This is a genomic window from Flavobacterium psychraquaticum, from assembly GCF_034497725.1.
Taxonomy (GTDB): domain Bacteria; phylum Bacteroidota; class Bacteroidia; order Flavobacteriales; family Flavobacteriaceae; genus Flavobacterium; species Flavobacterium psychraquaticum.
In genome coordinates, this window is record NZ_JAXKVR010000026.1 from 106,396 (window position 1) to 133,395 (window position 27,000).

At 32.0% G+C, this 27,000-nt stretch carries 27 protein-coding genes; 8 read left to right on the forward strand and 19 right to left on the reverse strand.

The genetic code is table 11. From position 1 onward, the window contains the following. Nucleotides 1–28: 28 nt before the first annotated feature. The 5 genes from hisA to T1L09_RS05540 all read left to right on the forward strand — a co-directional run bounded on the left by hisA (nt 29) and on the right by T1L09_RS05540 (nt 3,288). A complete protein-coding gene (gene hisA, locus T1L09_RS05520) occupies nt 29–754 on the forward strand; it encodes a 1-(5-phosphoribosyl)-5-[(5-phosphoribosylamino)methylideneamino]imidazole-4-carboxamide isomerase (RefSeq protein ID WP_322549956.1) in 726 nt (241 codons plus the stop codon). A 2-nt stretch (nt 755–756) separates the two neighbouring features. Then, nucleotides 757–1,512, forward strand: coding sequence for an imidazole glycerol phosphate synthase subunit HisF (gene hisF, locus T1L09_RS05525; protein ID WP_322549957.1), 756 nt, complete (start codon nt 757–759; stop codon nt 1,510–1,512). Between the two features lie 49 nt (nt 1,513–1,561). Continuing rightward, the gene (hisIE, locus tag T1L09_RS05530) at nt 1,562–2,161 is read left to right on the forward strand and encodes a bifunctional phosphoribosyl-AMP cyclohydrolase/phosphoribosyl-ATP diphosphatase HisIE (protein ID WP_322549958.1); all 600 of its coding nucleotides are present in this window, start codon (nt 1,562–1,564) and stop codon (nt 2,159–2,161) included. Nucleotides 2,162–2,228: 67 nt separating this feature from the next. Next, nucleotides 2,229–2,618: an acyl-CoA thioesterase gene (locus T1L09_RS05535; protein WP_322549959.1), complete on the forward strand. Its 390-nt coding sequence runs from the start codon at nt 2,229–2,231 to the stop codon at nt 2,616–2,618. Between the two features lie 4 nt (nt 2,619–2,622). Beyond that, on the forward strand, nt 2,623–3,288 hold the full coding sequence (locus T1L09_RS05540; RefSeq protein WP_322549960.1) for a DUF2461 domain-containing protein: 666 nt from the start codon (nt 2,623–2,625) through the stop codon (nt 3,286–3,288). On the opposite strand, the gene T1L09_RS05545 is transcribed toward T1L09_RS05540, so the two are convergent. The 6 genes from T1L09_RS05545 to T1L09_RS05570 form a co-directional block, all read right to left on the reverse strand. Beyond that, entirely contained in the window at nt 3,278–3,775 is a 498-nt protein-coding gene (locus T1L09_RS05545) for a MepB family protein (RefSeq protein WP_322549961.1), read from the reverse strand. The two genes, T1L09_RS05540 and T1L09_RS05545, sit on opposite strands and share 11 nt — an antisense overlap. A 3-nt stretch (nt 3,776–3,778) precedes the next feature. Further along, nucleotides 3,779–4,174 (reverse strand): glyoxalase, encoded by a 396-nt coding sequence (locus T1L09_RS05550; protein WP_322549962.1) that lies wholly within the window; start codon nt 4,172–4,174, stop codon nt 3,779–3,781. Between the two features lie 56 nt (nt 4,175–4,230). Further along, complete coding sequence (locus T1L09_RS05555) at nt 4,231–5,481, reverse strand: mechanosensitive ion channel family protein (RefSeq protein ID WP_322549963.1); 1,251 nt, start codon at nt 5,479–5,481, stop codon at nt 4,231–4,233. A 3-nt stretch (nt 5,482–5,484) separates the two neighbouring features. Then, nucleotides 5,485–5,769: a DUF3817 domain-containing protein gene (locus T1L09_RS05560; protein ID WP_322549964.1), complete on the reverse strand. Its 285-nt coding sequence runs from the start codon at nt 5,767–5,769 to the stop codon at nt 5,485–5,487. Continuing rightward, on the reverse strand, nt 5,766–6,374 hold the full coding sequence (locus T1L09_RS05565) for a YqaA family protein (protein ID WP_322549965.1): 609 nt from the start codon (nt 6,372–6,374) through the stop codon (nt 5,766–5,768). Before T1L09_RS05565 ends, T1L09_RS05560 begins: the two co-directional genes overlap by 4 nt. 114 nt (nt 6,375–6,488) lie before the next feature. Further along, nucleotides 6,489–6,857 carry a hypothetical protein gene (locus T1L09_RS05570; protein WP_322549966.1) on the reverse strand — a complete coding sequence of 123 codons (369 nt, stop codon included), beginning with the start codon at nt 6,855–6,857 and terminating at the stop codon, nt 6,489–6,491. Between the two features lie 178 nt (nt 6,858–7,035). On the opposite strand from T1L09_RS05570, the gene T1L09_RS05575 reads away from it, so the two are divergent. Beyond that, nucleotides 7,036–8,955: a DUF294 nucleotidyltransferase-like domain-containing protein gene (locus tag T1L09_RS05575; protein WP_322549967.1), complete on the forward strand. Its 1,920-nt coding sequence runs from the start codon at nt 7,036–7,038 to the stop codon at nt 8,953–8,955. Between the two features lies 1 nt (nt 8,956). Further along, entirely contained in the window at nt 8,957–9,565 is a 609-nt protein-coding gene (locus tag T1L09_RS05580) for a 3'-5' exonuclease (RefSeq protein WP_322549968.1), read from the forward strand. 4 nt (nt 9,566–9,569) lie between these two features. On the opposite strand, the gene T1L09_RS05585 is transcribed toward T1L09_RS05580, so the two are convergent. The 8 genes from T1L09_RS05585 to T1L09_RS05620 all read right to left on the reverse strand — a co-directional run bounded on the left by T1L09_RS05585 (nt 9,570) and on the right by T1L09_RS05620 (nt 17,711). Beyond that, a complete protein-coding gene (locus tag T1L09_RS05585; RefSeq protein WP_322549969.1) occupies nt 9,570–10,049 on the reverse strand; it encodes a 4'-phosphopantetheinyl transferase family protein in 480 nt (159 codons plus the stop codon). Continuing rightward, a complete protein-coding gene (locus tag T1L09_RS05590) occupies nt 10,046–10,300 on the reverse strand; it encodes an acyl carrier protein (RefSeq protein ID WP_322549970.1) in 255 nt (84 codons plus the stop codon). Before T1L09_RS05590 ends, T1L09_RS05585 begins: the two co-directional genes overlap by 4 nt. A 50-nt stretch (nt 10,301–10,350) precedes the next feature. Then, nucleotides 10,351–11,619, reverse strand: coding sequence for a beta-ketoacyl-[acyl-carrier-protein] synthase family protein (locus tag T1L09_RS05595; RefSeq protein ID WP_322549971.1), 1,269 nt, complete (start codon nt 11,617–11,619; stop codon nt 10,351–10,353). Nucleotides 11,620–11,737: 118 nt separating this feature from the next. Further along, nucleotides 11,738–12,160: a 3-hydroxyacyl-ACP dehydratase FabZ family protein gene (locus T1L09_RS05600; protein ID WP_322549972.1), complete on the reverse strand. Its 423-nt coding sequence runs from the start codon at nt 12,158–12,160 to the stop codon at nt 11,738–11,740. Continuing rightward, a complete protein-coding gene (locus T1L09_RS05605; protein ID WP_322549973.1) occupies nt 12,160–13,212 on the reverse strand; it encodes a type III polyketide synthase in 1,053 nt (350 codons plus the stop codon). The genes T1L09_RS05600 and T1L09_RS05605 overlap by 1 nt, the downstream gene beginning before the upstream one ends. 37 nt (nt 13,213–13,249) lie before the next feature. Beyond that, nucleotides 13,250–13,954 (reverse strand): methyltransferase domain-containing protein, encoded by a 705-nt coding sequence (locus T1L09_RS05610; RefSeq protein ID WP_322549974.1) that lies wholly within the window; start codon nt 13,952–13,954, stop codon nt 13,250–13,252. Between the two features lie 40 nt (nt 13,955–13,994). Continuing rightward, complete coding sequence (locus T1L09_RS05615; RefSeq protein ID WP_322549975.1) at nt 13,995–15,113, reverse strand: NAD(P)/FAD-dependent oxidoreductase; 1,119 nt, start codon at nt 15,111–15,113, stop codon at nt 13,995–13,997. Between the two features lie 120 nt (nt 15,114–15,233). Then, the gene (locus T1L09_RS05620; protein WP_322549976.1) at nt 15,234–17,711 is read right to left on the reverse strand and encodes a zinc-dependent metalloprotease; all 2,478 of its coding nucleotides are present in this window, start codon (nt 17,709–17,711) and stop codon (nt 15,234–15,236) included. Between the two features lie 118 nt (nt 17,712–17,829). On the opposite strand from T1L09_RS05620, the gene T1L09_RS05625 reads away from it, so the two are divergent. Further along, nucleotides 17,830–19,641, forward strand: a complete 1,812-nt coding sequence (locus tag T1L09_RS05625; RefSeq protein WP_322549977.1) for an SLC13 family permease — start codon at nt 17,830–17,832, stop codon at nt 19,639–19,641. Between the two features lie 12 nt (nt 19,642–19,653). On the opposite strand, the gene acs is transcribed toward T1L09_RS05625, so the two are convergent. From acs to T1L09_RS05650, 5 genes are all read right to left on the reverse strand, one after another. Next, on the reverse strand, nt 19,654–21,561 hold the full coding sequence (gene acs, locus T1L09_RS05630; RefSeq protein WP_322549978.1) for an acetate--CoA ligase: 1,908 nt from the start codon (nt 21,559–21,561) through the stop codon (nt 19,654–19,656). Between the two features lie 151 nt (nt 21,562–21,712). Next, nucleotides 21,713–23,608, reverse strand: a complete 1,896-nt coding sequence (locus T1L09_RS05635) for an acetate--CoA ligase (protein WP_322549979.1) — start codon at nt 23,606–23,608, stop codon at nt 21,713–21,715. 137 nt (nt 23,609–23,745) lie between these two features. Further along, nucleotides 23,746–24,108 (reverse strand): response regulator transcription factor, encoded by a 363-nt coding sequence (locus T1L09_RS05640; protein WP_322549980.1) that lies wholly within the window; start codon nt 24,106–24,108, stop codon nt 23,746–23,748. 5 nt (nt 24,109–24,113) lie between these two features. Beyond that, a complete protein-coding gene (locus T1L09_RS05645; RefSeq protein ID WP_322549981.1) occupies nt 24,114–26,807 on the reverse strand; it encodes an ATP-binding protein in 2,694 nt (897 codons plus the stop codon). Beyond that, a complete protein-coding gene (locus tag T1L09_RS05650; protein ID WP_322549982.1) occupies nt 26,800–26,994 on the reverse strand; it encodes a hypothetical protein in 195 nt (64 codons plus the stop codon). The genes T1L09_RS05645 and T1L09_RS05650 overlap by 8 nt, the downstream gene beginning before the upstream one ends. Nucleotides 26,995–27,000: the final 6 nt, after the last annotated feature.

A 27,000-nucleotide genomic window follows, 5' to 3' on the forward strand; every position in this document is an offset into this window, starting at 1 on the left:
TGTTGTAAAATTAAATTCCAAATTCAATATGAGAATCATCCCAGCCATAGATATAATTGAAGGAAAATGTGTTCGCTTGTCGAAAGGCGATTACAACACAAAAAAAATATACAACGAAAATCCGCTTGAAGTTGCGAAATCATTTGAAGACAGCGGGATAGAATATTTACATTTAGTAGATTTAGACGGAGCCAAATCCAGCCAGATTGTAAATTATAAAATATTAGAGCAAATAGCTTCAAAAACCAAACTAAAAATTGATTTTGGTGGCGGATTAAAGTCTGATGCTGATTTAAAAATTGCCTTTGAAAGTGGTGCCAATCAAATTACTGGCGGAAGTATTGCAGTGAAAAATCCGAATGATTTTAAAAACTGGATTACAACCTATGGTTCAGATAAAATCATATTAGGAGCTGATGCTAATAACAGGAAAATAGCGGTTTCAGGTTGGTTGGAAGAAAGTAACGAAGAAGTAATTCCGTTCATTCAAAACTATCAAAAAGAGGGAATTTCGTATGTAATATGTACCGATATCGCAAAAGATGGAATGTTGGAAGGTCCGAGTTTTGAACTCTATAAAGACATTCTTTCAAGTTGTGAAAATGTAAAATTAATTGCTTCAGGCGGAATTTCCACTTTTGATGAGTTACCAAAATTAGCCGAATTAGGTTGCGAAGGAACCATCATCGGAAAAGCAATTTACGAAGGCCGAATTACTTTAAAACAATTAGAAAACTTCATCTTAAATCAATAAAAATGCTAACAAAAAGAATAATTCCGTGTTTGGATATTAAAAATGGAAGAACCGTAAAAGGTGTGAATTTTGTAGACCTAAAAGATGCAGGAGATCCGGTTGAATTAGCAAAAAAACATGCAGAAACTGGAGCAGACGAACTCGTTTTCTTAGATATTTCAGCCACAGAAGAACGTCGAAAAACCTTAGTTGATTTGGTTCGAAAAGTAGCACAAAACATTAATATTCCGTTTACTGTTGGTGGTGGAATTTCATCAATTGAAGATGTTGAAATCTTGCTTAAAAATGGAGCCGATAAAGTTTCCATCAATTCATCAGCCGTAAAAAGACCTGAATTAATCAATGAATTAGCACGAAAATTTGGAAATCAATGTGTTGTAGTTGCAATCGATGCTAAAAAGATTAACAACGATTGGATTGTACATTTAGTTGGTGGAAAAGTTGAAACAGAATTAAACTTATTTGATTGGGCAAAAGAAGTTGAGCAAAGAGGAGCAGGCGAAATTCTTTTCACTTCTATGGACAACGACGGTACAAAAAATGGCTTTGCAAATGAAGCTTTAGCAAAACTATCAGAAATAGTAAATATTCCCATTATTGCTTCGGGAGGAGCAGGAACAATGCAAGATTTTGCAGACGCTTTCACAAATGGTAAAGCAGACGCCGCTTTGGCAGCTAGTGTTTTTCACTTTAAAGAAATTGAAATTCCAGTTTTGAAACAGTTTTTAGAGGATAGAAAAATAGCAGTTAGAATATAAACTTGTACATATTCAAAACAACTTATATGACTTAAATGTTAAAAAAAAAATGAAAATAGACTTCACAAAAAACACAGACAACTTAATTCCAGCGATCATTCAAGACAATGAAACTAAAAATGTTTTGATGTTGGGTTATATGAATCAAGAGGCGATTGATAAAACTTTGGAGACAAAAAAAGTAACATTTTTTAGCCGTTCTAAAAACAGATTATGGACAAAAGGCGAGGAAAGTGGCAACTTCTTAGAATTGGTTTCTATCAAAAATGATTGCGATACTGATACGCTTTTGATTCAGGTTAATCCAGTTGGACCAACTTGTCATACGGGTTTAAATACGTGCTGGCAAGAAGCTAACAATCAGGAATATGGTTTTATTTCAAAATTAGAAAATACAATTGCAGCACGTAAGGAAAATGCTAATTCTGAATCGAGTTATGTAGCTTCATTATTTGCTAAAGGAATCAATAAAATTGCTCAAAAAGTAGGCGAAGAAGCTGTTGAAGTTGTAATTGAAGCTAAAGACAATAACGACGATTTGTTCTTATCTGAAAGTGCTGATTTATTGTTTCACTATTTAATTTTATTGCAAGCAAAAGGATTTCAGTTGAATGATGTAGTGGAAGTCCTTAAAACAAGAGAAAAGTAATAATCAAAGGTTAAAAAAAGCTCTAATTTTCGGCAATTTCCTAAACTTTTGTATCTTTAAAATAAAAATGAGATTTCATACTAGAAAATGGATTAAGCCCGAAGATTTAAATGCAAACGGAACTCTTTTTGGAGGTAAATTATTAGCTTGGATTGACGAAGAAGCTGCTTTGTACGCGATTGTTCAATTGGAAAATGCGAAAGTGGTGACCAAATATATGAGTGAAATTAATTTTACAAGTGCAGCCAAACAAGGCGATATTGTTGAAATTGGGATTGATGTTGTAAAATTTGGAAGATCATCATTAGTCTTAAAATGTGAAGTACGCAATATGATGACTCGGGCTACTATTATTACGATTGAAAACATTACTATGGTGAATTTAGGCGATGACGAAAAACCAAAATCACACGGAAAAACCCAAATCGAATTCATTGACGATCGCATTAAAAAATAGAATTATGTTACAAAAATCAGTTTTAGATTTTCTTAAAATTCTTCAGGAAAATAACAATCGTGAATGGTTTGCTGAAAATAAAAAAGCATTTGAAGAAGAGCAAAAAATTGCTAAATCATTTTTCAATGAAGTAGGAGCAAATTTAGGCAAAATTGATAGTATTGAGCGAATTCAGATTTTTAGAATTTATCGTGATGTGCGATTTTCTAGAAATAAATTGCCCTATAAAAATCATTTCAGTGCGGGATTTACAAGAACAAAACCTTTACTTCGTGGTGGTTATTATTTGCACATTGAACCAGGAGCAAGCTTTGTAGGTGGTGGTTTTTGGGAACCAAATCCTGCCGATTTGAATCGAATTCGTAAGGAAATTGAATTGGATGACGAGGAAATGAGAACACTTATAGCTGATAAAACATTTCAAAGTTATTTCGAAGAATTGAAAGGCGAGGAGTTAAAAACAGCACCAAAAGGATTTGATAAAACGCATCCTGCCATCGATTTACTTCGCAAAAAACAATATTTATTAACGCGAAATTTTTCGGATAAAGAAGTTTTAGCGCCTAATTTTCAAGATGAAGTCCTAAAAACCTTTGAAGCAATGCGTCCGTTTTTTGATTACATCAGTGAAGTGCTTAGTACCGATTTAAATGGCGAATCTATTTATTAAGATATAATTTCTTTAAAGAATCTAGATGCATAGTTTCAGATAGTTGTACGAAATAATTATTTTGCCAAGCTTGTGTTTTTTGAGCTTGCTTGCTAACTGTTAAATCCCAACTTGGATAAACCCTAAAACCTCGTTTTCCTTCTTTTTTGGCAGAAGAAATAATTCCTTTCTTAATTAAAATGGCTTTTGGGAATACAAATTGGCCAAAATGAGTACTTGTGGAACAATTAATCACGAAAAAGTCAAAATCGTCATTTTCATTATAAGGTTCTATAGGTCCAAGTTCACTTCTTTTCCAAAAAGTGACAAATTGCCCCATTTTCTTTGGAGTTTCTTTGGATTTTCTATAAATAATTTTGTGTTCATTTAAAAGAAATGAACTGGCATTATATTCTATACTTTCAGAATCCAGAATTGTATTTTTAATAGTAAAATCACAATTGGTATAACATTCTTGTTCCAATAAACTTACTTCAGCAAATAACATAATTTATAATTTTTCAAGCAATTGCATTTGACTTTTAAAACGTTCCATCAACAAATTCCCGATTCTTTTATTGATATTCGAAGTGTTTAGGCTGTATTCTTTATATTCAGCAATCGTAAACAAACCAATTATCATTCCTTTTAAAGAATTACTAAACTTTACGTCTTTTTGAAGTGCATTTTCAATATAAAGTTGTTTTTTCGAAAGAGATAATTCAAAAAATACTCCTTTCTGAACTTTCGCATAATTAATAAAAACCTCCAAAAGTAATTCATTTTGAAGTTTTAAAATGGGACGTAAAGTTTGATTTTGAAAGCGTTCTTCGGCACTTGAATCTTCGTTAGTAATTCCCAGCGCAGTTCCTCTAAGTTCTAATAGTGCTTCGTCTTTCGTTTTCATAGTTTTGAATTTAATCTTTAAAGGTAAAAATAAAAAACCTCCAATTACTTGAAGGCCTATAAATTATGTGGTTTTGCATTTGAAGTACTAATAATCTCAAATACTTCTATATCAAAATAAGGAATCGACGCGATCGTATGATCAAAAATATCAGCCATAATATGCTCATAATTAGCCCATTGTTTGTCCTTTGAAAAACAATAAATTTCTAAAGGAATTCCGTTTTCGGTAGGCTGCAAATGTCTAACCATCATTGTCATTTCCTTATTTATTCCGGGATGCGAGATGATATACTGATTGATATATTTTCGAAATAAACCTAAATTAGTTAAATTTCTACCGTTAACAATTGTTGATTTATTGACATTATTGATTGCATTATATTTGTCAATATCCGCTTGTCTGTGCGTGATATAAGAAGTCAAATGGTGAATTTCTTTATATTTTTCTATTTCGTCTGGCGTAATGAATTTTATAGAATGTGCTTTTATTAATATGTGTCTTTTAATACGACGTCCGTCAGAATTAAGCATTCCTCTCCAGTTTTTAAAACTATCAGAAATTAGACTATACGTTGGAATGGTTGTGGTAGTATTATCAAAATTTCGAACTTTTACTGTAGCGAGATTAATTTCAATCACATCACCATCGGCGCCAAATTTGTCCATCGTAATCCAATCGCCAATTCGAACCATATCATTCACTGAAACCTGAATACTAGCCACAAATCCAAGTATTGTATCTTTAAAAATCAAGAAAATCAAGGCCGAAATTGCTCCGAAAGTTGTCAACAACGTTTTCATTGTTGTATTAAACATAATCAAGACAAAAGCAGTTATGCCAAAGACCCACAACACAATCATAATTACTTGAATGTAACTATCAATTGGTTTGTCGTTAAATCTGGGTTTGTGTTTTAAATAATCTTTCAGTGAATTAAAAATACTTCTAGTTATCCAAAGAGAAAGAATAATTATGTAGATTTTTACACCTTTTTCAAAAAAATCTTCCCAATAAGTAAATTTGCTTAATATTACAGGAACCGTTTTATATATAAATAAAAGCGGCACCAAGTGCGCAATGTATTTAGCTGTTTTATTAGCTACCAAAAAATCGTCAAAACTAGATTTAGTTTGAGTAGCAATAATAGCTAAAACAACGATAAATATTTTTTTAAAGATAAAATCCAACAAAGAGGCAACCAATATTAATATAACAAGGTTTACAAATAGATTTAGATATAGCGAAACATCATTACTAAAATCTAATTTTTTAAATAGTTGATATGCCCAGTTAAAAATTATCACGCTTTACGCTTGTTTAGGTTGTAAATATTTTTTATCAATATAAAAGGTGCCAAATGGAAACAACGATGCAGCACAAATAATTGCAAATTCTTTAAGCGTCCACTTTTCTTGACTTTTGTTAAAAAAAGCAAAAAGAATGTATAAAACAAAAAGAATTCCGTGCGCCATTCCAATGTTTTTAACGTAAATGGGATCACCTGCAATATATTTCATTGGCATCGCAAAAAAGTATAAAGCTATAGTTGAAAGTCCTTCTAATAAAGCAATTGATCTAAATGATTTCATCATGATAAAGCGGAATAAATTACAAATCCATAAATTATAAATCGTCCAAAACGTAATAAAGCAAATAAGAAGAAATGCTTCCGTGAGAAATTAATCATTCCTGCTGCCAAACATGCAATAGCAAATGGTAATGGTAATAAGGCACCAACAGCGATTAAGAATCCACCCCATTTTTGCATATTAATAATGTGTTTGGTCATTTTTCCATACAAATAGTTATTTACAGATGGAATTGCAGCAATAGCCATTCCAATGAAATATGCAATTACACCTCCTAAGTAGGATAAAAATGCTAAAATAGTTAAATAGAGTAGTGGTGATTCGGTGTTTTTGGTCCAAGCAATGAAAATATCCGGCGGAATTAAGCCTAAAATAGTTTCAGAGGCTAAGAAAACTGAAAAAATAAATAAATCACTAAAGTTTTTTGTTAAATAAATTAATCCATCATTTAGATTAATTACTTCGTAATTTACGTAAAATAAGATAGCGACAATTATGACTGTCGGAATAATTGCCTTACGAATTCCTTCCCAAATGAAGGAGTAAAAACCAGTATATTTATAATATTGGTGTAGTAATTTATATTTAGGCTTTCTAACTTTCGACATTATTAAAAATTTTGAGCAAAAATAAGCTATTAAAACACATTATAACGTTAATAAAAATAAAAAATCGATAGAAATACTATCGATTTTAAAATTATGTAAAATAGAGTTTTTTAATTAAAACGCTAAAAATGCTTTGTTATATTCTTTTAAGTCTAAGATGTTATTTTTCTTACTTAAATCTGTGAATAAAGTTAGAAAGTAATTTAAACTTTCTAAATTATTTTCTTCGGAGATATTTGCTACTACAACAGCATCTTTGACGTCAACTGGCTCGTCGTCTGGAATTCCTATTAAAAAGGCGTCGTTAGATTCTAAATGTTCGTAAGCTAATCGTAAAGCTTTTGTAACAACAGGATTATTCAATTCTAAGGTTATTTCTCTTACTTTTTTCAAATCAGCTACAGCATCTGTAAGAACTAATTTATTTTGTAATATCTCTTTTTGAATCTTTTCAATTAGTTTAAGGGCTTGTTTGTTTTCCATGACTTATTTAATAATGGTACAAATCTAAACTTTCTGAGCTATAAATACAAACGTTTTTTAGTCTTATTTGATAATATATTATTGAATTATAATATACATTATGTAAAATAGAATATTTAGAAATACGCTAATAAGAAATAAACCTAATTTTGTACCTTCGTCCCTAAATATACTTTCTATGAAAAATTCTATAGCAGAACGTATCACCGATTTTCTGAAGCAATATCCACCTTTTTCAAGTTTGCCTTATCATGATTTATTAAAAATAGCTAACAGTTCAAAAGTTTTGTATCTTGAAAAAAATCAACTTTTATTTAAAATTAACGATGCTACACACAGCTTTTTTTATGTGGTGAATTCCGGTGCTGTTGGATTATCAGTAACTTCGGATAGTGATGATGTTTTAATTGATAAATGTGATGAAGGTGATATTTTAGGATTGCGTCCGTTTTTTGCCAGAGATAATTACTTAATGACGGCAAAAGCTCGTGAAGAAAGTATTGTTTATGCGATTCCTATTGACATTTTCACACCTTATGTAGCATCAAATCCACCTGTTTTAAGTTTCTTATTAGAAAGTTTTGCTTCAAACACTCGAAATCCTTACGATAAAAATAACAAAGGAAAATTGATTTCAGAAAATGTCATTTATAATGATCAAAATGCTGAAATTCATTATTATCAGCCTATAAAATACACCGAGAATCCAATTACGGCATCTCCATCTGATATTGTTCGCTATGTAGCACAAACAATGTCTAGTAGTAAAATTGGAAGTATTATTATTCACGAAAATAGAAAACCAATCGGTATTGTAACGGATAAAGATTTACGATCGAAAATTGCTACTGGCTTATTCGGGATTGATGTTACGATTGATAAAATTATGTCTTCGCCCGTAATTACGGTTGCCGATAACTTATCTTTAGCTGAAGCCCAAATTATGATGTTGAAAAATAATGTTTCGCATTTATGTGTTACCAAAGATGGTTCAAGAGATTCAGAAATCACCGGAATTCTTACCGAACACGATATTGTTGTCGCTCAAGCCAATAATCCTGGTGTTTTATTGAAACAATGTAAAAGAGCAATGAAATCTGCAGATTTAAAAGAAGTTAGATTCAAATTATCTGATTTAATTCAGCATTCTTTGGATAAAAATGTGCCTATTCAACATATTACATCGATTGTTGGTGAAATTAATTTAGCGATTACAACGCGTGCGATCGAATTGGCGATTGAAAAAATAGGAACTCCTCCTCCAACCCAATTTGCTTGGATGAATATGGGAAGTCAAGGTAGAAAAGAGCAACTTTTAATGACAGATCAAGATAATGCAATTGTTTTTGAAGATGTTCCCGAAGAACAATATGATTTGGTGAAACAATATTATATAGAATTAGCCGAAAAAGTTACCAAAACATTAAATAAAGTCGGCTATATTTATTGTCCAGCTGGAATGATGGCAAGTAATCCGTTGTGGTGTAAATCAGTTACGGATTGGCAAAATCAATTCAAAGGTTGGATTAATACGCCAGGCGAAAAAGGTATTTTACATTGCACGATTTTCTTTGATTACGATTTTGTTTATGGCTCTGAAGCTTTGGTTGATGCAATTACTAAAACCATTCACGAAGAAAGCAATGATAATCAGTTGTTTTTTGCTTATTTAGGTGCCGATGCATTGAAAAATCCACCGCCTTTAGGCTTTTTTAGACAGTTTTTAGTCGAAAATGACGGCGAACACAAAGATACGTTTGATTTAAAAGCAAGAGCTTTGATGCCTTTGATTGATTCTGCTAGAATTTTAGCCTTAAGCAAAGGAATAAAAAATGTATCGAATACACTTTCAAGATATGCAAAACTAGCCGAATTAGAACCTCAAAATGCTCCTATTTATGAAGCTTGTGCCGATGCTTTTGCCGAATTATTAAAGTTTAGAACCGAAGAAGGTTTGCAAAATGATTCCGATGGTAGATATCTGAATTTAAACGAGTTATCGAAATTAGATAAACTAAAACTTAAGAATGATTTCCAACCAATTAATGATATTCAAGAAGTGATTAAAAATCGTTTTCAATTAACTTATTTTACATAATATGAGCTTAAATTGGTTTAATAAAATAATTAAAGAACATCCGAAATTTTGGGAAACCTATCTTACTTACTTTGAAGAAAATCAGAGCAAAGAAAAGCGTTATGTGGTATTTGATTGCGAAACTACAGGATTAGATTATAAATCAGATCGAATTTTGTCAATTGGTGCGGTTGCGATTCAAAATAATGAAATAATTGTCAATGATTATTTAGAGGTTTTCCTGCAACAAGAAGTTTTTAAAGCAGAAACGGTTCCCATTCACGGAATTTTACGCGAAGGAAAAGAAGAAAAAATTGTAGAAGCTGAAGCTGTAATTCGTTTTTTAGAGTTTGTAAAAGATGCAACATTAGTAGGACATCACGTAGATTTTGATATTGAAATGATTAATCAAAGTTTAACACGCTTAGATTTGGGAAAACTTAAAAATCAGTCAATGGATACCGATATTATGTATCAGAAATTGAAGTATTTACCTTATGAACAACATACTTCCTTGGATGAATTATGTACTATTTATAAAATTAAAAAATCAGACCGACATACCGCAAGTGGTGATGCTTTTATCACGGCCTTATTATTTTTAAAATTGAAGCGAAAATTAGAAATTTAAAGTATTAATTTAAAACTATAATTTCTTTAAATCTTCCGTGATGACTTACGGATATAGGTTTGTTTGAATTTAAAGTTATAGGTAAACCCTTTTCATCTTTTTTATATTCGGAAGTATTTACTTTTTCAATTCGTTCAAAATCGGCTTTATTTAAAACCACAATTGTTTTTATGAAATCGGAATCACTAGTGGTTTTTCCATAAAATAAAGTGTCAAATAACTGAACAACAGATTCATTTTTAGCGTTTATTTCTAAGATTTCGATTTTGGTTGGATAGAATCCTTCGTTATAGTTAATTCTTTGATAAGCCTTGTAAACACTTTCTTTTATGCTCCAAAGCATCCAAACCAGTTCTTCTTGATTTGTTGCTTTCGCGATTAATTCTTGCTCAAATGATGTAAATAATTTAGTTAGAAAGCCTTTGCGTTTCCAATTGCTTTCTTTTTTCGCGAGCACCAAATCAATTACATCATTTCCAATCATTTCTCTGCTAATTTGTTTTGAATGATAGCAATTGTATTTCCTAAATCTAACATTTTTTCCATTGAATCGTTGTCAATTTCAATTCCAAATGCTTCTTCAACATCTAAAACAATATCTACTAAATTGGCCGAATTGATATTCAAATCCGTAATAAAATGTGTTTTTTCGGTAATTGAATTAAAAGCGTTTTCGTCTTTCACAAATGGTTTAACGATTGGTTTCAATTTTTCTATTATTTCTTCTTTATTCATATTTTTTTTATTTAAATCAGTGTACAATATACACTTTACAATATACTTTTTTAATACTTTTTAAAAATAAGGCAACCATTTACATCGCCAAATCCAAAACTTGCTTTTGCGACTATATTTAGTTCTTTTTGAATCATTTTTTGTGGAATTTTCTCTTCCGAAATGATCGCTTTTATTTCTTTGTTCAAATCTTCACAATTGATGTTGGGAAAAATAAAATTATTATATATTTGAAGTACAGTTGCCACAGCTTCCACACTTCCCGAACCAGATAAACAATGGCCAACCATCGATTTTAATGAATTTATATACGGAAAATCAATTCCTTTTCGGTTTAAAGCTTCGCTCCAATTCTTAATTTCCAACGCATCTTTTGAAGTTGCCGTTAAGTGACCGTTTATGGCATCAATTTCATTTGGATTTACGTTGGCATCTTTCAAAGCATCGGTAATACATTTCTGAACGGCCACCGAATTTGGAGCTGTCATTGTTCCTTCTCCACGTTGTCCGCCAGAATTTACATTTCCACCTAAAATTTCGGCATATATTCGAGCTCCACGAGCTAAAGCCGATTCTAATTCTTCTAGTACCAAAGCTCCTGCTCCACTACTTGGAACAAATCCGGAAGCGGTTGCACTCATTGGTCGTGAGCCTTTTTCAGGTTGTTCATTATGTTTAAAAGTACAGACTTTCATCGCATCAAATCCACCCCAAATATATGGACCAGAATCGCTCGTGCTTCCGACCAACATTCGTTTGGCTTTTCCTTGTTGGATGCGTTCAAAACCCATTAAAATGCTTTCAGTTCCTGTTGTGCAAGCGGATGAATTGGTTGTAACTTGATTTCCTAAACCTAATTTTCCACCTAAGTAGGCCGAAATTCCACTGTTCATAGTTTGTGCAACAGCCGTACTTCCTAATCTTCTGGTTTCAAAAGCGTCAATTTTATAAATCGATTCCCTAAATTTTTCAATTCCCGAAGTTCCTGTTCCGAAAATCGTTCCGGTTTCCCAATCGGGGTTTTCGTTATTTTCAATAGGTAAATCTGCATCTTTCCAAGCATCTAAACCTGCAATTACACCATATAAAATACCTGTCGAGTTAAAATTTCTTAATTCTAAATCACTAAAATAATTACTTTTAAGTTCTTCCGAAATTTCTGGAGTTCCCGAAATCTGGCACGAAAATTTTAAACGTTCTAATTCCGCATCAAACTTAATTCCTGAAATTCCATTTTTTATCGCATTCATAAACGCGTCAAGTCCTACTCCATTTGGAGCAACAATTCCTAAACCTGTTATGACGACTCTTTTTTTCAAATTTCAATTACAATTACAAAAAACAATATCAACTACAAGGTCAGTTCTAAATTCTAAAAACTATTATTTATTATCAAAATAAAACTTACAACATACAACCTAGAACATATAACCTTTCCTAAATAATCATTCCCGACAAAGTTCCAGAACAAACTTCTTGCTTTTTCTCATTTAGCATTTTTACTTTGCATTTCAGTTTCCCAAATCTATAATATATTTTTTCAGAAATTACTGTTACTTTTTCATTTGGATACACCGGTTTCAAAAACTCCACTTCGGAAGATGTAAATCCGATGTTTTGAATCTCTTTTCCTTCATTTAAATAAATTCCCAAACAAACCAAACCAATTTGAGCCATTGTTTCCGTTAAAATAACGCCCGGTGTTATTGGGTTATTCTTAAAATGGCCTTTATAAAAATCTAAATTCGCATCAAAAGTAAACGTTCCTTCTACCCCATTTTCATTGATTGCTAAAATTTCATCCACAAACAAAAAAGGTTTGGAATAAGGTAATTTCGTTATAATTTCTGCTTTTGTCATTACCATTCTAATAAAACTCTTTGAGCTGTAAAACCAGGTCCAAAACTCAACATTACGCCTTTATCTCCGTCTTTTGGTTTATTGTCCATTATTCGTTCTAAAACGTATAAAACTGTGGCACTCGACATATTTCCATATAAACGAAGCACTTCTTTTGTATCATTAATATTTTTTCCTAAATCGGAAAATAAGCCTTCGACTAAATTAACGATTTTTTTTCCACCCGGATGGAATATTAAATGATCAATATCTTCTATTTTTAAGCTATTTCGCTCTAAAAACGGATGAATTATAGCCGGAAAATGTTCTTCAATCGTATCGGGAACTTCGATATCTAAAATCATTTTTAAACCATTATTAGTCAGTTCAAAACCCATCATATTTTCTTTATCATAGAAATGATACATCGCTTCATCAACAATGGTTGGCCCCACTTCATTTTCATACGAAGAAAGTAAAACACAAGCCGCTCCATCACCAAAAATCGCAGCACTCACAATGTTTGCCATCGAATAATCATCTAATTGAAAGGTCGCTGTTGGACTTTCGACCGCAATTACAACCGCTCTTTTATTAGGATTTGCTTTAAGAAAATTTTTGGCATAAATAATGCCTGAAACACCGCCAACGCAACCCATTTCAGTAACCGGCAAACGCACGATATCCTGACGCAAATTCAATTTATTAATCAAATAAGCATCTACTGACGGAATCATAATTCCGGTGCAACTTACCGTAATAATATAATCGATGGTTTCTGGTTCCCAATTGGCTTTATCTAATGCTTTTTTAAGTACTTTTTCACCTAAAACAATCATTTTTCGTGCATAAATGGCATTTCGCTGTTCAAAAGAATATAACGAAAAAACTTCCGCAGGATCCATAATGGAATACCGTTTATCCACGTTTGCTCCTTCAAAAATCTTTTTGACTTTCCGCTTGAATCGATCGTCTTGATTTACTAACCAACTATCTAAAAAAGGCAAGATATCTTTGGTTTCTCGAGAGAAATCGGGTAATTGTGTAGCAACATTTATTATTTTAACTGGCATAAAATATAGATTTTTAGCTATTAAGATTTATGGATATCTAGATTTTTTTAATAATCCATTGGTAGCGAAAGGCCCATTTCCAATGAATGGTATAATTTTTAAATTGATTTCGTTCTGAAAAATTGATTAATTCTTGTTTTTTAAAACCTCTTAAAATGGAAATTAAACCATCTTCTCTGGACATTCTGTTTAAGCGAAAGAAGAAGCAAATCAATTGAAACGCTCGGTAAGCAATTATATTTCGATGTAAGTCATTAATAACGATTCCTATTCGTGCTTGCTTTTGAAATAATTGTAATAAGTAATCTATCTGATTGTTTTTAAAATGATGTAATGTTAAGGTGCACAACACAATATCATAATTCAATTGACTGAAAGGTTCACTAAAAATATCTTCGCATTTGTAGCTTATATTTGGATATTCTTTGGATAGTTTGATAGCATAATCAATTGTAAAAGCATTTGCATCGATTCCGATTAGCTTGCAATTATAGTTATTTTTCGTTGCAAAATCAGCCAAAGCTCGCAACATATCGCCATTTCCGCAACCCACATCAACGATTGTAATTTCGTCATTTGTGTGAATTAACTTTTTGACTCCTTGTAAAGTTAGTTTATTTCCTCCCAAAAACTGATTTATAGAAGCAATTTTATCCAAAGCATCTCGAAGTTCTTCACCTTCTAGCGAGAAATCGTCCATAATTTCCTCTTCTTCAGTTCGATATTTTGTGCTAATTGCCATCTTATAAATTGCTTTTTGAAGTTGTTATTGTTGTCGACATTTATAATGGATTTCCGTGCGTTTTCTTAATTATTATCGGCAATAAAAAAGGAAATACTAACAACAAATTCATTGTTACTTTAGATAGATACGGATTTAAGAGCAGTTTGGATAAAAATTTTCCAAATCTTAATCTATTTTTAAACGTTTTATTCCAAATTGAAGTATAATTGACTTCTAAATTTGTTCTTGAAATTTTATTATTTAGAAAATCGGCAACTAATTCGCTGGCAATTTTTGCACTGTGAATCGCCATTGCCATTCCGTTTCCACATAAAGGATGAATCAAACCAGCCGAATCGCCCAACATTAAAATGTGATTTTCAATTTTTGGTTTGTTTTCAAATGATATTTGACTAATCGTTAATGGATTATCGAAAATCATTTTGCTTTCTTTCAATATTTTTTTAAGATTTTTGTTCTGAAAAAGGATATTCTCTTGAAACTCTGCAATATTTTTATACTTCTTAAACGATTCGAATTGAACTAAATAGCAAATATTAATCACATTATCTTCCACTTTTGAAACGCCACAATATCCTCCTTCGAAATTATGCAATCCAACTAAATCATTTGCAAAATCTCCTGCATAATGTGCTTTTACACCTAACCAAGGCGATTTCTGTTGGATAAATTTTCGCTTCAATTCGATGTCTAAATTAGAACGTTTTCCGAAAGCTCCTAACGCAACTTTTGAGTGAAAAACTTCATTGGATTGTGTTATAATCGTAAAAATATCTTCAGAAAAGTCAATAGTTTTAACGGTTTCGAAAACTATCTTCCCTCCTAATTCTAGGACTTTTTCAGCTAAATAAGCATCTAACTTATAGCGACTTACACCAAATCCGCCCAAAGGTAATTTTGTTTCAATTATCTTTCCAGAATGCGTTGATAACTCGGTTTTATAAATATGTGTTGGCTGAAGTGACTCGATAGTTAAACCTAAATTTTCTAAATAAGGTAAAACTTCATTGGAGATGAATTCGCCACATACTTTATGTTTTGGGTATTCGTTTTTTTCGAAGACAATTACTTTAAAATTTCTATTCAGTAAATCGATAGCGGCTGTTAAACCTGCTAAACCACCACCAATTATAGAAACGTCGTAAGTTGAATTCATTTTACTAAAGTATGAATTTTTAAGTGAACAAATATCAAACTATTTAAATTAACAAGCGTTTAATAAAAAAAAACTGCTTCTTTTCTGAAGCAGTTTTTAAGATAATAATATGAATTTTAATTATTTCGGATCTAATATAGCATTAATTCTAGCCAAACAATCTTCTAAATGAAAGTTGTTTTCAGTTGTTGTTTGCAATCCTTTTTTAGTTTGAATTAATTTTTTTAGTGTGGATAATTCGCCACGAACTAAAGCTCTAACATCAGATTGTGATACATTGTAACTTTCTTTAGAATTGTTGTTTTTAAACTCTTCTTTCATTAAAAATTCCATTCGTTCAATATAAGCTCTTTGCAAATTTCTTCTGTAAATAGTTGTGTTTTGATTGGCATTTAATTCATTCCAAATTCCAGTTCTAAGTTCTTGTAAAAATGTTAATGGTTTATAAGCATTTTGGTCAATTACTGTTGCATTTTGAAGTCTTCCTAATGTTTCTAAGCTTAAAATTTTATTTAAAACACGAACTTGTAAAACTCTAAACTTCTCAATGTAACCCGTATAAGCTGTGTTTTTTAAGATAGTAGTATTCACCAACCAGGTTGGACTGTTGAAAGCATTTTCTTGCAACCATTTTAAAGCTTCTTGCTGTTTTACTTTTGGTACATTTTTATAAATTTCACCAGCTTGATTTGGTTTTTTATAAGTTTCGTAAACGCCGCCAATATTTGTCGCTACGTGGCCCACATAACGGTTCCAGCATCCTAATAATTCATCATATAATTCTTCTACATCTTCGTAGTTATTTGTTTTTAAACTAGTCCAATTTTCTAAATTATCAGCAACAATTTTTAAATTTTTTAAAGCATAAGTACTAGCTTTCATTGCATCATTCCCAATATCTTCGGTTTGTGAACTTGGATCGAAACTACTGCCTTGGTTTCCAAATTTATAAGTGACGTCGTTTGCTTTTTCTTCAATCCACTGGTCTAAAATTTTAACTTCACTTTCTGGCGTGGTTGCATTTGGAATTTTTCGATAGCCCCAATTTGTAGCATAAAAATCATAGGGACCCATTTGACGAATAAAACGCACATCTTTATCGCCAGGTTGCGCAATATAATTGTAGCGCGCATAATCCATTATACTTGCTGAAATTCCCATTTTCTTAGTAAAAGCAGGTTTTCTATAATTCTCCACATCATAAGCACAACTTGCTCCCATATTATGCGGAAAACCTAATGCGTGCCCCACTTCGTGCGCAATAACCATTTGCATCATTTCGCCCATATCCTCTTCGGAAGTGTCTAACGTTCTTGCCTTTTCATTCGCAGCGCCAGTTTCTAATAAATATCTATTTCTATACGATCGCAAGTGATTGTGATACCAAATAATGTCACTTTCAATAATTTCACCAGTTCTTGGGTCTGAGACACTTGGTCCAACGGCATTTCGTGTTGTACTTGCTACATAACGAATTACAGAATATCGAATATCTTCTGGACTAAAATCAGGATCTTCTTCTTTTGTTGGCGCATCTTTACAAATAATAGCATTTTTAAAGCCCGCACTTTCAAACGGTTTTTGCCACTCTTCTACTCCAGCTTTGATGTATTTTCTTAATTTTTCGGGCGTTGCAGGATCTAAATAATACACAATTGGTTTAATTGGTTCAACTAATTCGCCACGATTGTAAGCATCAATGTCTTTCGGTTCCAAGCGCCATCGTCTGATAAATGTCTTTTTATCTGATTTTAATGCTTCGCTAGAATAATCGTATTGATTTACTGTAAACCATCCAACACGATTATCAAAAAGTCTTGGTTGCATTGGAATTTCGGGCAATAAAATCATTGATTGATTCATTTGTAAACTAATCGTTTCTGTATTTTGTAAAACAGAAGGATTCGAAGCAACATAAGTAAAGTCTTGTATCACTTCAATATTAAGTGGAAATGATTTTACCGAAGTGATAAAACTTCTTGAATCATCTAAACTTTTTACTTTGTAAGTTTCACGCATCTGAGATGTTAAACCACTTAATGCTTTCACATCAGAAGAATAAAATTTTGTTACATCAATCACAACGGCTGAAGAATCTTTAGCAAAAGCAACGATATCAAATGCGTACAAAGTTGGTTCGTAATTATTCGCTTTTACAGAAATATTAATCGGCAAGCTATCATTTGCTATTGAAGCAAAAGATTTGACTTTTATTAAAATTTTATCTTGAAATTTCTCCCAAACTATCAGTTGTTCATTTGCCGAAGAACCCGCATTGACATAGCCTCCACCAAGTCCAGAAGGAAGTTTAGAAATTCTACTTACCAATAACATTTCCTTGTTTAGAAGCACATTTGGAATTTCGAAATAATATTTATTATCTACTTTATGACTTTTAAATAAACCTTCATCTGAAATTGCACCTTTAGTAATTACTTGATTGTAATCTTTTATTTTAACCTCTTTTTTCTTGTCGGCTTGGAACTTAAGTAACTGCTCTTTTTCTGCTAATTCTTTTTTCTTTCTTTTAGATTGTGAATAGGTATGATTTAGTTGAAAAAACATACTCAAAACCAACAGTAATGTAATCTTTCTCATATTTAATTTTTAGGGAAACCAAATATAGCAAAGGATATGGTAATAATATAAATTGTTTTTGTAATTTCATAAAAGAAAGTACAGTAAAGTAGATACTTTTAATAAAAATTATTAGACTATGACAATAGAAATTATCATTGTATTTACTGTTCTTTTATCGTCTGTGGTTTTATTTGCCTTAGAGGTATTTCCTGTAGATAAAATTGCATTTTTCATAATGGTTAGCTTATTGTTTGTAGGGCTTTTAAGTCCAGAAGAAGCGATTAGTGGATTTTCGAGTCCGGCTACAATATCTATATTATGTTTGATGATTATTGCCATTGGTTTGGAAGATAATGGTGTAATTTCTTGGCTTTCACAAGGACTCCAGAAGTTAAAAATATTACCGCTTCTCCTGATTATTCCTTTGTTTATGTTCATTACTGGAACGGTTTCTAGTTTTATTAGTACGACTGCTGTTGTAATTGTTTTCATTAAAATTATTACCGATTTAGCTCGAAATTATAAGATTCCGAAAGGTAAATTGTTACTTCCCATATCATTTGCTGGAATTTTAGGCGGAAGTTGTACTTTGATGGGAACTTCTACCAATTTAATTGTGAATTCTGTTATCAAAAAAGAAGGTTTGGATCCGTTTACTTTTTTCGAGTTTACAAAATATGGAGTATTATTTTTGGTAATTGGTATTGTGGTAGTAACTGCTTTATCCTTTTTGTTGCCAACCGGAAATTCAGATGATTTAGATGTATTGGACAAAAATAATCGTTATTTAACTACAGTTCAGATTAAAGATGATTCGGAATTAATTGATAAAACATTAGAAGAAACGGTTTTATTTAAAGATGATAAAATCAAGATTTTGAAGTTAATTAGAAACTATAATACCACAAAATCTCCGGGGAAATATATTAAAATTAAAGCAGGTGATATCTTCGTAATAAGTGGTGATGCGAAATCTTTGTTTGATATGAAGAATTCGGAGCACTATTTGGTTAATCATACATTGGAAGAGAATGAAATTGAAATTAGTACGAACGAAAAGCACAAAGAAGCAAATTATACCAAAATTGTTGATTTAGTAGTTTTGCCCGGTTCGGCATTGATCAATAAACGATTTTCGGATATTAAAAGTTATATGATTAATGGTGCGAAGCCGTTGGGATTTCGAAAAAGAACGAATTTGCCCAATTTTTATGAGCGAATGATGCAAGTTAAAATTAATGACCAAACGATAAACTTAGGCGATCAACTTTTGGTAGAAATTCCAGAGAAAAGGTATTTTGAATTTAGTTCATCGGAATATATGACGGTAAATAGAGATTTCGATTTTACAATCAAAACTTCTAAATTTAAAAGAAATATTACTTTCTCAATTCTACTATTAGTGATTGGATTAGCGGCGACGAGTATTGTTCCTATAATAACTAGTGCATTAATTGGTTGTGCTTTATTGCTTGTTTTTAATTGTATTACCTTAGGAAATATCTATAAAAAAGTAAACTGGGAAATTATTTTCCTTTTAGCCGGAATGATTCCAATAGGAATTGCTATGGCAAATAGTGGTGCCGATAAATTCTTAACTGCTAATTTATTAGAATTGTGTATAGGCCAAAAGCCGTATTTTGTTATTGGAATTTTATTCTTAACAACAATGATTATTAGTGGTTTTGTCTCTAATAATGCGACTGCAATCATTATTACTCCTATTGCAATTGCCTTAGCTCAAGGTATGAATTTGCCTGTAAAACCCTTTATATTAGCAGTATTATTTGCTTCGAACTTTAGTTTCTTTACGCCAATGGGATTTCAAACCAATACGATTATTTATGGGCTGAATATTTATAAATTCAAGCACTTTTTTATAATTGGTGGGATTTTATCTATTGTCTTATGGATTGTAGCAACGTTTGTTTTATCAAGTATGTTGTAAAAAAAAGGAAGCTTATAGCTTCCCTTCTTTAATTTCATCTACAATTTCTGGATTGAGCAGTGTTGAAGTATCTCCAAAGTTTGAAAAATCTCCTTCTGCAATTTTACGTAATATTCTACGCATAATTTTACCAGAACGTGTTTTTGGTAAACCACTCACAAATTGAATTTTATCTAATTTTGCAATCGGTCCGATTTGATTAGAAATCATCTCGTTAATTTCTTTTGCTAAGTTAGTTTTATCACGTCCTTCACCACTTTCTTTCAAGATAATGAATCCGTACAAAGCATTTCCTTTAATATCGTGTGGAAATCCTACAATAGCACTTTCCGCTACAGCTGGATGTTCATTGATTGCATCTTCAATTGGTGCAGTTCCTAAATTATGTCCAGAAACAATTACGACATCATCTACTCTACCTGTGATTCTGTAATAACCAACTTCATCGCGTAAAGCTCCATCTCCAGTAAAATATTTACCTGGGAAAGCTGTAAAATACGTTTCCTTATATCTTTGATGATCACCCCAAATTGTTCTAGCCATTGACGGCCACGGGAATTTAATACATAAACTTCCATTTACTTGATTTCCTTCAATTTCATTGCGTAAATCATCCATTAAAACAGGTTGAATTCCCGGTAATGGTAACGAAGCATAAGTTGGTTTTGTTGGCGTTACGAACGGAATTGGTGAAATCATAATCGCACCAGTTTCCGTTTGCCACCAAGTATCTACTAACGGGCAACGCTTTCCTCCTACGTGGTCGTTATACCAATGCCAAGCTTCTTCATTGATTGGTTCTCCAACCGATCCAATTACTTTTAAAGAATCTAATTTGAATTTTTGAACATAGTCTAAACTTTCTTTAGCTAGTGCACGAATGGCCGTTGGAGCGGTATAAAATTGAGTAATTTGATGTTTTTGAATCACTTCCCAAAAACGACTAAAGTCTGGATAAGAAGGAACTCCTTCGAAAATTACTGTTGTTGCCCCGTTTAAAAGTGGTCCGTATAAAATATACGAGTGTCCGGTAATCCAACCAATATCGGCTGTACACCAATACACATCATTTTCTTCGTAATTGAATACATTTTTAAAGGTATATGCCGTATAAACCATATATCCTGCTGTTGTATGCAACATTCCTTTTGGTTTCCCAGTCGAACCTGAAGTATATAAGATAAATAACGGATCTTCTGCGTCCATAATTTCGGCAACGCTTGTTCCCATTGCTTCATCTAATAAAGGTTGTAACCAAATATCACGACCTTCTTTCATTGTTACTGGCGTGTTTGTTCTATTTACCACCAATACTTTTTCTACACAAGGAGATTTTTCTAAAGCTTCGTCGACAATTACCTTTAGATCGATTGATTTATTACCTCTATAACTTCCGTCTGAAGTAATTACCATTTTACATTCACTATCGTTAATTCTTGCTGCAACAGCTGTGGATGAAAATCCCGCAAAAACAACTGAATGTATGGCTCCAATTCGAGCACAAGCTAATATGGCGACCGATAATTCAGGAATCATTGGTAAATAAATACAAACTCGGTCTCCTTTTTGAATGCCTTGACCACGCAACACATTAGCCATTTTAGAAACTCTTTCATACAATTCATTATACGAAATGTGTAAAGCTTGTTCATTTGGATCATTTGGTTCAAAAATAATAGCTGTTTTCGTACCTCTTTTTGCCAAATGCCTGTCAATACAGTTTTTAGTGATATTCACTTTAGCATTAAGAAACCATTTAAAATTAGCCTCTTGCATATCCACTTCAAAAACTTTGTCCCATTTTTGGTACCAAACAAAGTTTTCATCAGCAATACGATCCCAAAATTTTCTGGGTTCCCGTACTGATTTTTTATACATTTTAAAATAGTTCTCTAAATCGTGTATTTTATAATAACTCATTTTTAAGTGTGTTTTTTATTTGATTATGTAAATATAACTAATCTATTTTTTGATTTTCATATTATTTTGCAAAATAGATATAGCTTGTATAAACTGTAAAATTGAAATTTGAAATTCAAAAAGTAGCATGAATTTATATATTTTAGTTGAACTATTTAAAATATCCGATTTTAGCAATTGATAAAACTTCTCTAATTTCATCAATTATAGCTTCGTCATCGATTGTGGATGGGATTTGAAATTCTTCACCATCGGCAATGCTTCGCATCATTTTTCTTAAAATTTTACCCGATCTTGTTTTTGGTAAGCGTTCTACCATCGCTACATCTCGTAAAGAAGCAACGGCTCCGATTGTATCTCTAACTAGCTTAACTACTTCATATTGTAATTGAAAACGCTCAATTTCTTCACCTGATTTTGCAACCACTAATGCCAACGGAATTTGACCTTTTAAATCGTCGTTTATTCCAATTACAGCACATTCAGCAACCGAAGGATGAGAAGCCACTACTTCTTCCATTTCTGCAGTAGATAATCGGTGTCCGGCCACATTTATTACATCATCAACACGACCCGTTATGAAAATATAGTCTTCTTCATCTTTATAACCGCCATCTCCTGAGAAATAATAACCTGGGAATTTATTCAAATAACCGGCTTTAAATCGCTCATTATCTTTCCATAAATCCAATAAAGTTCCAGGAGGTAATGGTAATTTAATTACGACATAACCTTCTTCATTTGAACCTAATTCTTGTCCGTTTTCATTAAAAATTCGCACATCATAACCTGCAACTACTTTTCCGGAAGAACCTGGTTTTATTGGCAAACGCTCCACTCCCATCATATTTGCAATCATTGGCCAGCCTGATTCTGTTTGCCACCAATGATCAATTGCAGGAACCGGAATATGTTGGTTAACCCATTCTAAAGTTGCCACGTCACAACGTTCGCCTGCTAAAAATAAAATTCTTAATGATGCTAAGTCATATTTTTTAATAAATTCGCCATTTGGATCTTCCTTTTTAATAGCTCTAATTGCTGTTGGTGCTGTGAACATTACGCTTACTTTGTGCTCTTCAATTACTCGCCAAAACGTACTTGCGTCGGGTGTGCGAATTGGTTTTCCTTCAAATATAATCGTCGTATTTCTGTTTATTAATGGACCGTAAACGATAAAACTATGCCCAACAACCCAACCCACATCGGAAGCTGCCCAGAAAACTTCGTCTTGTTGTACATCATAAATGTATTGCATTGAATATTTAAGCGCTGTTGCATAACCTCCTGTATCTCTTACAATTCCTTTTGGTTTTCCTGTTGTTCCCGAAGTGTATAAAACATATAATGGATGCGTTGCATTGACTGGAACACAATCCGTTTCTTCTGAACCATAAACTAAAGCGTCATAATCGACATCATATTTTTTGAAGGGAACTCTTGCTCCTAACTTTCTATTGAAAACCAATACTTTTTCAGGTTTGAAGTTTGCTAATTCAATGGCATCATCAACAAGTGGTTTATAAGCAATTAATCTATCAATTTCAATTCCTGAAGAAGCCGTAATGATTAATTTTGGTTCACAATCGTCAATTCTTATAGCTAGTTCGTGCGGTGCAAAACCTCCAAATACTACCGAATGCGTAACGCCAATACGAGCACAAGCTAACATTGCAAAAGCAGCTTGTGGAATCATTGGCATATAAATTACTGCGGTATCTCCTTTTTCTAGTCCTAAGGATAATAAACCTCCGGCAAGCTTAGCTACTTCCAACTTTACTTCACTATATGTATACTTTTTAACAGTTTGAGTTACTGGCGAGTCATAAATAATAGCAATTTGATCGCCAAAGCCATCTTCTATATGTTTATCAACTGCTAAATAACAAGCATTTAGCTCGCCATCGGCATACCAAAGCGGATAATCATTAGCATCATTAGATAAAATCGTCTCGGGATTCTTAAACCAATCAATCTTTTGGGCTTGCTCCTTCCAAAAATCTTCTGAAGATTCAGTACTTTTCTTATAAAATTCTTGATAATTCATAGGGATAGTTTGGTATTCGTTACTATTTGATTCGTAAATTTAAAGAATTAAAGAACGCCAAATGAATTATTCTTGCAAAATAGCTATAGTTTTATAACCATAAAAAAAGACTAAGTTTCCTTAGCCTTCTATTTCTTTTAAACTAGTAACTCACTAATCTGTTCGACTACCTTTTTAATCGTAAAAGGCTTTGTCATATAGGCATCGGCACCTAAAGCCAATCCTTTTTCAATATCACTTGCTTTATTTTTAGCCGATAAAAATAACACCTTAGTATGTTTCAAATTATCGTCTTTTCTAATTTGTTCTAAAGTGGCAAATCCATCAACCATTGGCATCATAATATCTAAAATTATAACGTCTGGAAAGTTGGTTTTTAAAATATCTAAAGCTTCTTGCCCATCACGAGCAATGAATACTTCGTAGTTGTTTTTTTTGAATGTATATTCCAATGACATTACAATGTTTGGCTCGTCATCTACAATTAAAATCTTCTTCATAAATCTTAGTTTTCAATATTTTTTTGTGGCAATGTAAATACAATACAAGCTCCTTTGACACTTGGTTCTACAGTAATTTCACCTCTGTGATGTTCTATAATTTGTTTGCAAATAGCAAGTCCAAGTCCGCTTCCGATTGGTTTTTTAAAATTTTGATTGGAAGCTTGATAAAACTTGTCAAATATAACATCAAAATCGGTAGGATTTATCCCTTTTCCATTGTCTTGAATCGAAGTAATTACGAAATTATCCTTTTGTTGGACTTGAATTGTTATTAAGCCTTCTTCATCAGGACAAAATTTAATAGCATTTGATAGTAAATTGGTAATTACTTGAATGATCCGGTCTTCGTCATAAAATGCAAAAATAGAATCTTTCGCTTCAATATATACTTTAATATTTTTATTCTTAATCAGCTGTTGTAAAGGTTTAATAGCGTTTTCAATAGTTGCGATTAGATTACTTTCTGTTGGATAAATGGTTTGTTTTCCCGTTTCAAACTTCTCTAAATCTAGTATTTTATCGATTAAGCGGTTTAAGCGATCGGATTCAGAGATTATATTTTGTAAAAATTGTTTTTTTAATTCTTCTGGAATATCATCATCGTCGTGTAAAATTTCGCTCGCCGCCCGAATTGCCGTGATTGGTGTTCGTAATTCGTGCGTAACGGTATCTAAAAACTCATCTTTTTGTTTGTCTTTTCTAACTAAATTTTCGTTGGCCGTTTGGAGTTGGGAAGTGATTTCTTTTAATTCATTCGAAGTTTCAATCAGTTTTTTATTGGTAATAATATTCTCTTTGGATTCTTCTAATATTTTTAAAACTTCCGGCAATGTTACTTTTTCCTCTTTTACAACGCTGGAAATTAAAATTCGAGCAGAAGCTGTCCCAATATGTCCGGTTAATAAATTTTCTGCAAATTTTATTAATCTTGAATCGGCTAATTCGTCGTGTTTATCTACATTATATTTTAGATTAAAGAGATTCAAAGCTCTTTTGGTGCGTTCTTCACCCAGAAATCGAACTAATACTTTTTTAATATCACTTGTGTAAGCAGTTCCTTTCCAAACAAATGCATTTTCGTGATTGGTGCTGTATTTGTCAATATCAACATACATTTCGGCATAATTTCTTTCGCGATAATTTCCTTTAAAACTTACGGATACTGCGAAATAAGTCAACGTATTGAATAACATACTCCAGAAAAATGCGTGAGGAACAGGTTCTAAATAATCCAATCCGAACAATTGGAAAGGTTTTAATAAACTAATATTCATAAATCCTTCTGAAATAAAGGAACTTTCTTGGTTAGTTAGCCCAATAGCATAAGGAATTAAAAGCGTGTAGAGACAAATTGCAAAGCCAATTAAAATTCCATAAATTGCACCTAATCTTGAACCTCTTTTCCAAAAAATAGCTCCAAAAAAAGCGGGTCCTAATTGTCCGATGATTATAAATGCGACTAATCCGATGGAAACTAAATTATAATCTAAAGTGAAGAAGCGATAAATCAAATAGGATGCTATAATTAATGAAAAGATTCCAATTTTCCGAATATTTACAATTTTTTTATTATTGATGGTTTGTTCTTCATTGCGTAACTTCCCTAGAAAAGTATACGGAATTAATAAGTTGTTACTCAACATTGTAGATAAACTTATACTTGAAACAACAATCATAGAAATCGCGGCTGAAAATCCGCCAAGGAAAACTAAAACCGTTAAAAAAGTATTGTTGAAATATTGCGGAATTAATAGTGAATAAGAATCTGCATTGGCATTCGTTCCTTCAAACAAGACATTTCCGCCCCAAGCTATTGGATAAACAAAAATATTGAATAACAATAAATACAACGGAAACAACCAAATCGCCGTTTTAATATGACGTTCTCTATTATTTTCAACCACCGACATATGAAATTGTCTTGGCAAGAGAAAAATCGCAAAAAGTGAAACCATACAAAGGAAAAACCAATTCATTCCTTGTTCTAAACTTCCGAAAGTGTTCTTTTCTTTATAATTTTCTAAGAGTGAAGCTTGTGCATAAATATCATCATAACCATCAAAAACAAAATATGTTACATAAATACCAATAATTAAAAAGAATACTAATTTCAGAATACTTTCTAAAGCAACTGCCGTAACGATTCCTTTTCGTTTTTCGGAAGCATCTACATATCTGGTACCATAATAAGAGGCAAAAAGTGCTAAAGCTATAGCAACATAAGTTGTGGTATCATCAAATATGAGTGAACTTGTATCGGTTTTCGTTACAATATGAAAGGTTTCAGAAATTGCTTTCATTTGTAATGCTACATAAGGTAAAATTCCAGCTAAGCAAACTAGCGTTACCAATGCTCCTAAAAAACGACTGTTTCCATAGCGAAGCGAAATAAAATCGGCAATACTAGAAATTTTATTGACTTTCGAAATTCGTATAATTTTTTTAAGAATAATTATCCAAGCCGGAATAATCATTATTGGTCCAACATAAATTGGCAAATAGCCTAAACCAGAATTTGCGGCCACACCGATACTTCCATAATACGTCCAAGCCGTGCAATAAACAGCTAATGAAAGTGTATATACATAAGAATTATTTGTCCATTTGCTATTTTCATTTTTTTCTGCCCAATGTGCGATAAAAAAAAGAATACCCAAATAAACTAAAAGTATAAGTAAGAGAATAATACTATTCATAATAACGTTGGACTACGAACCAAGAAATTAATACCGAGAACAACCAAACCGAGAAAATATAAATGTAGATAATAGGAAAACCTAAAAAACTTTCCGCACTATCAAATAATAAAAGTAATGGCAAATTTAACGCCAATAGTAATAATAAGGATAATACAACTAATTTATGTTGATGTCTATTCTTCATTAAGAA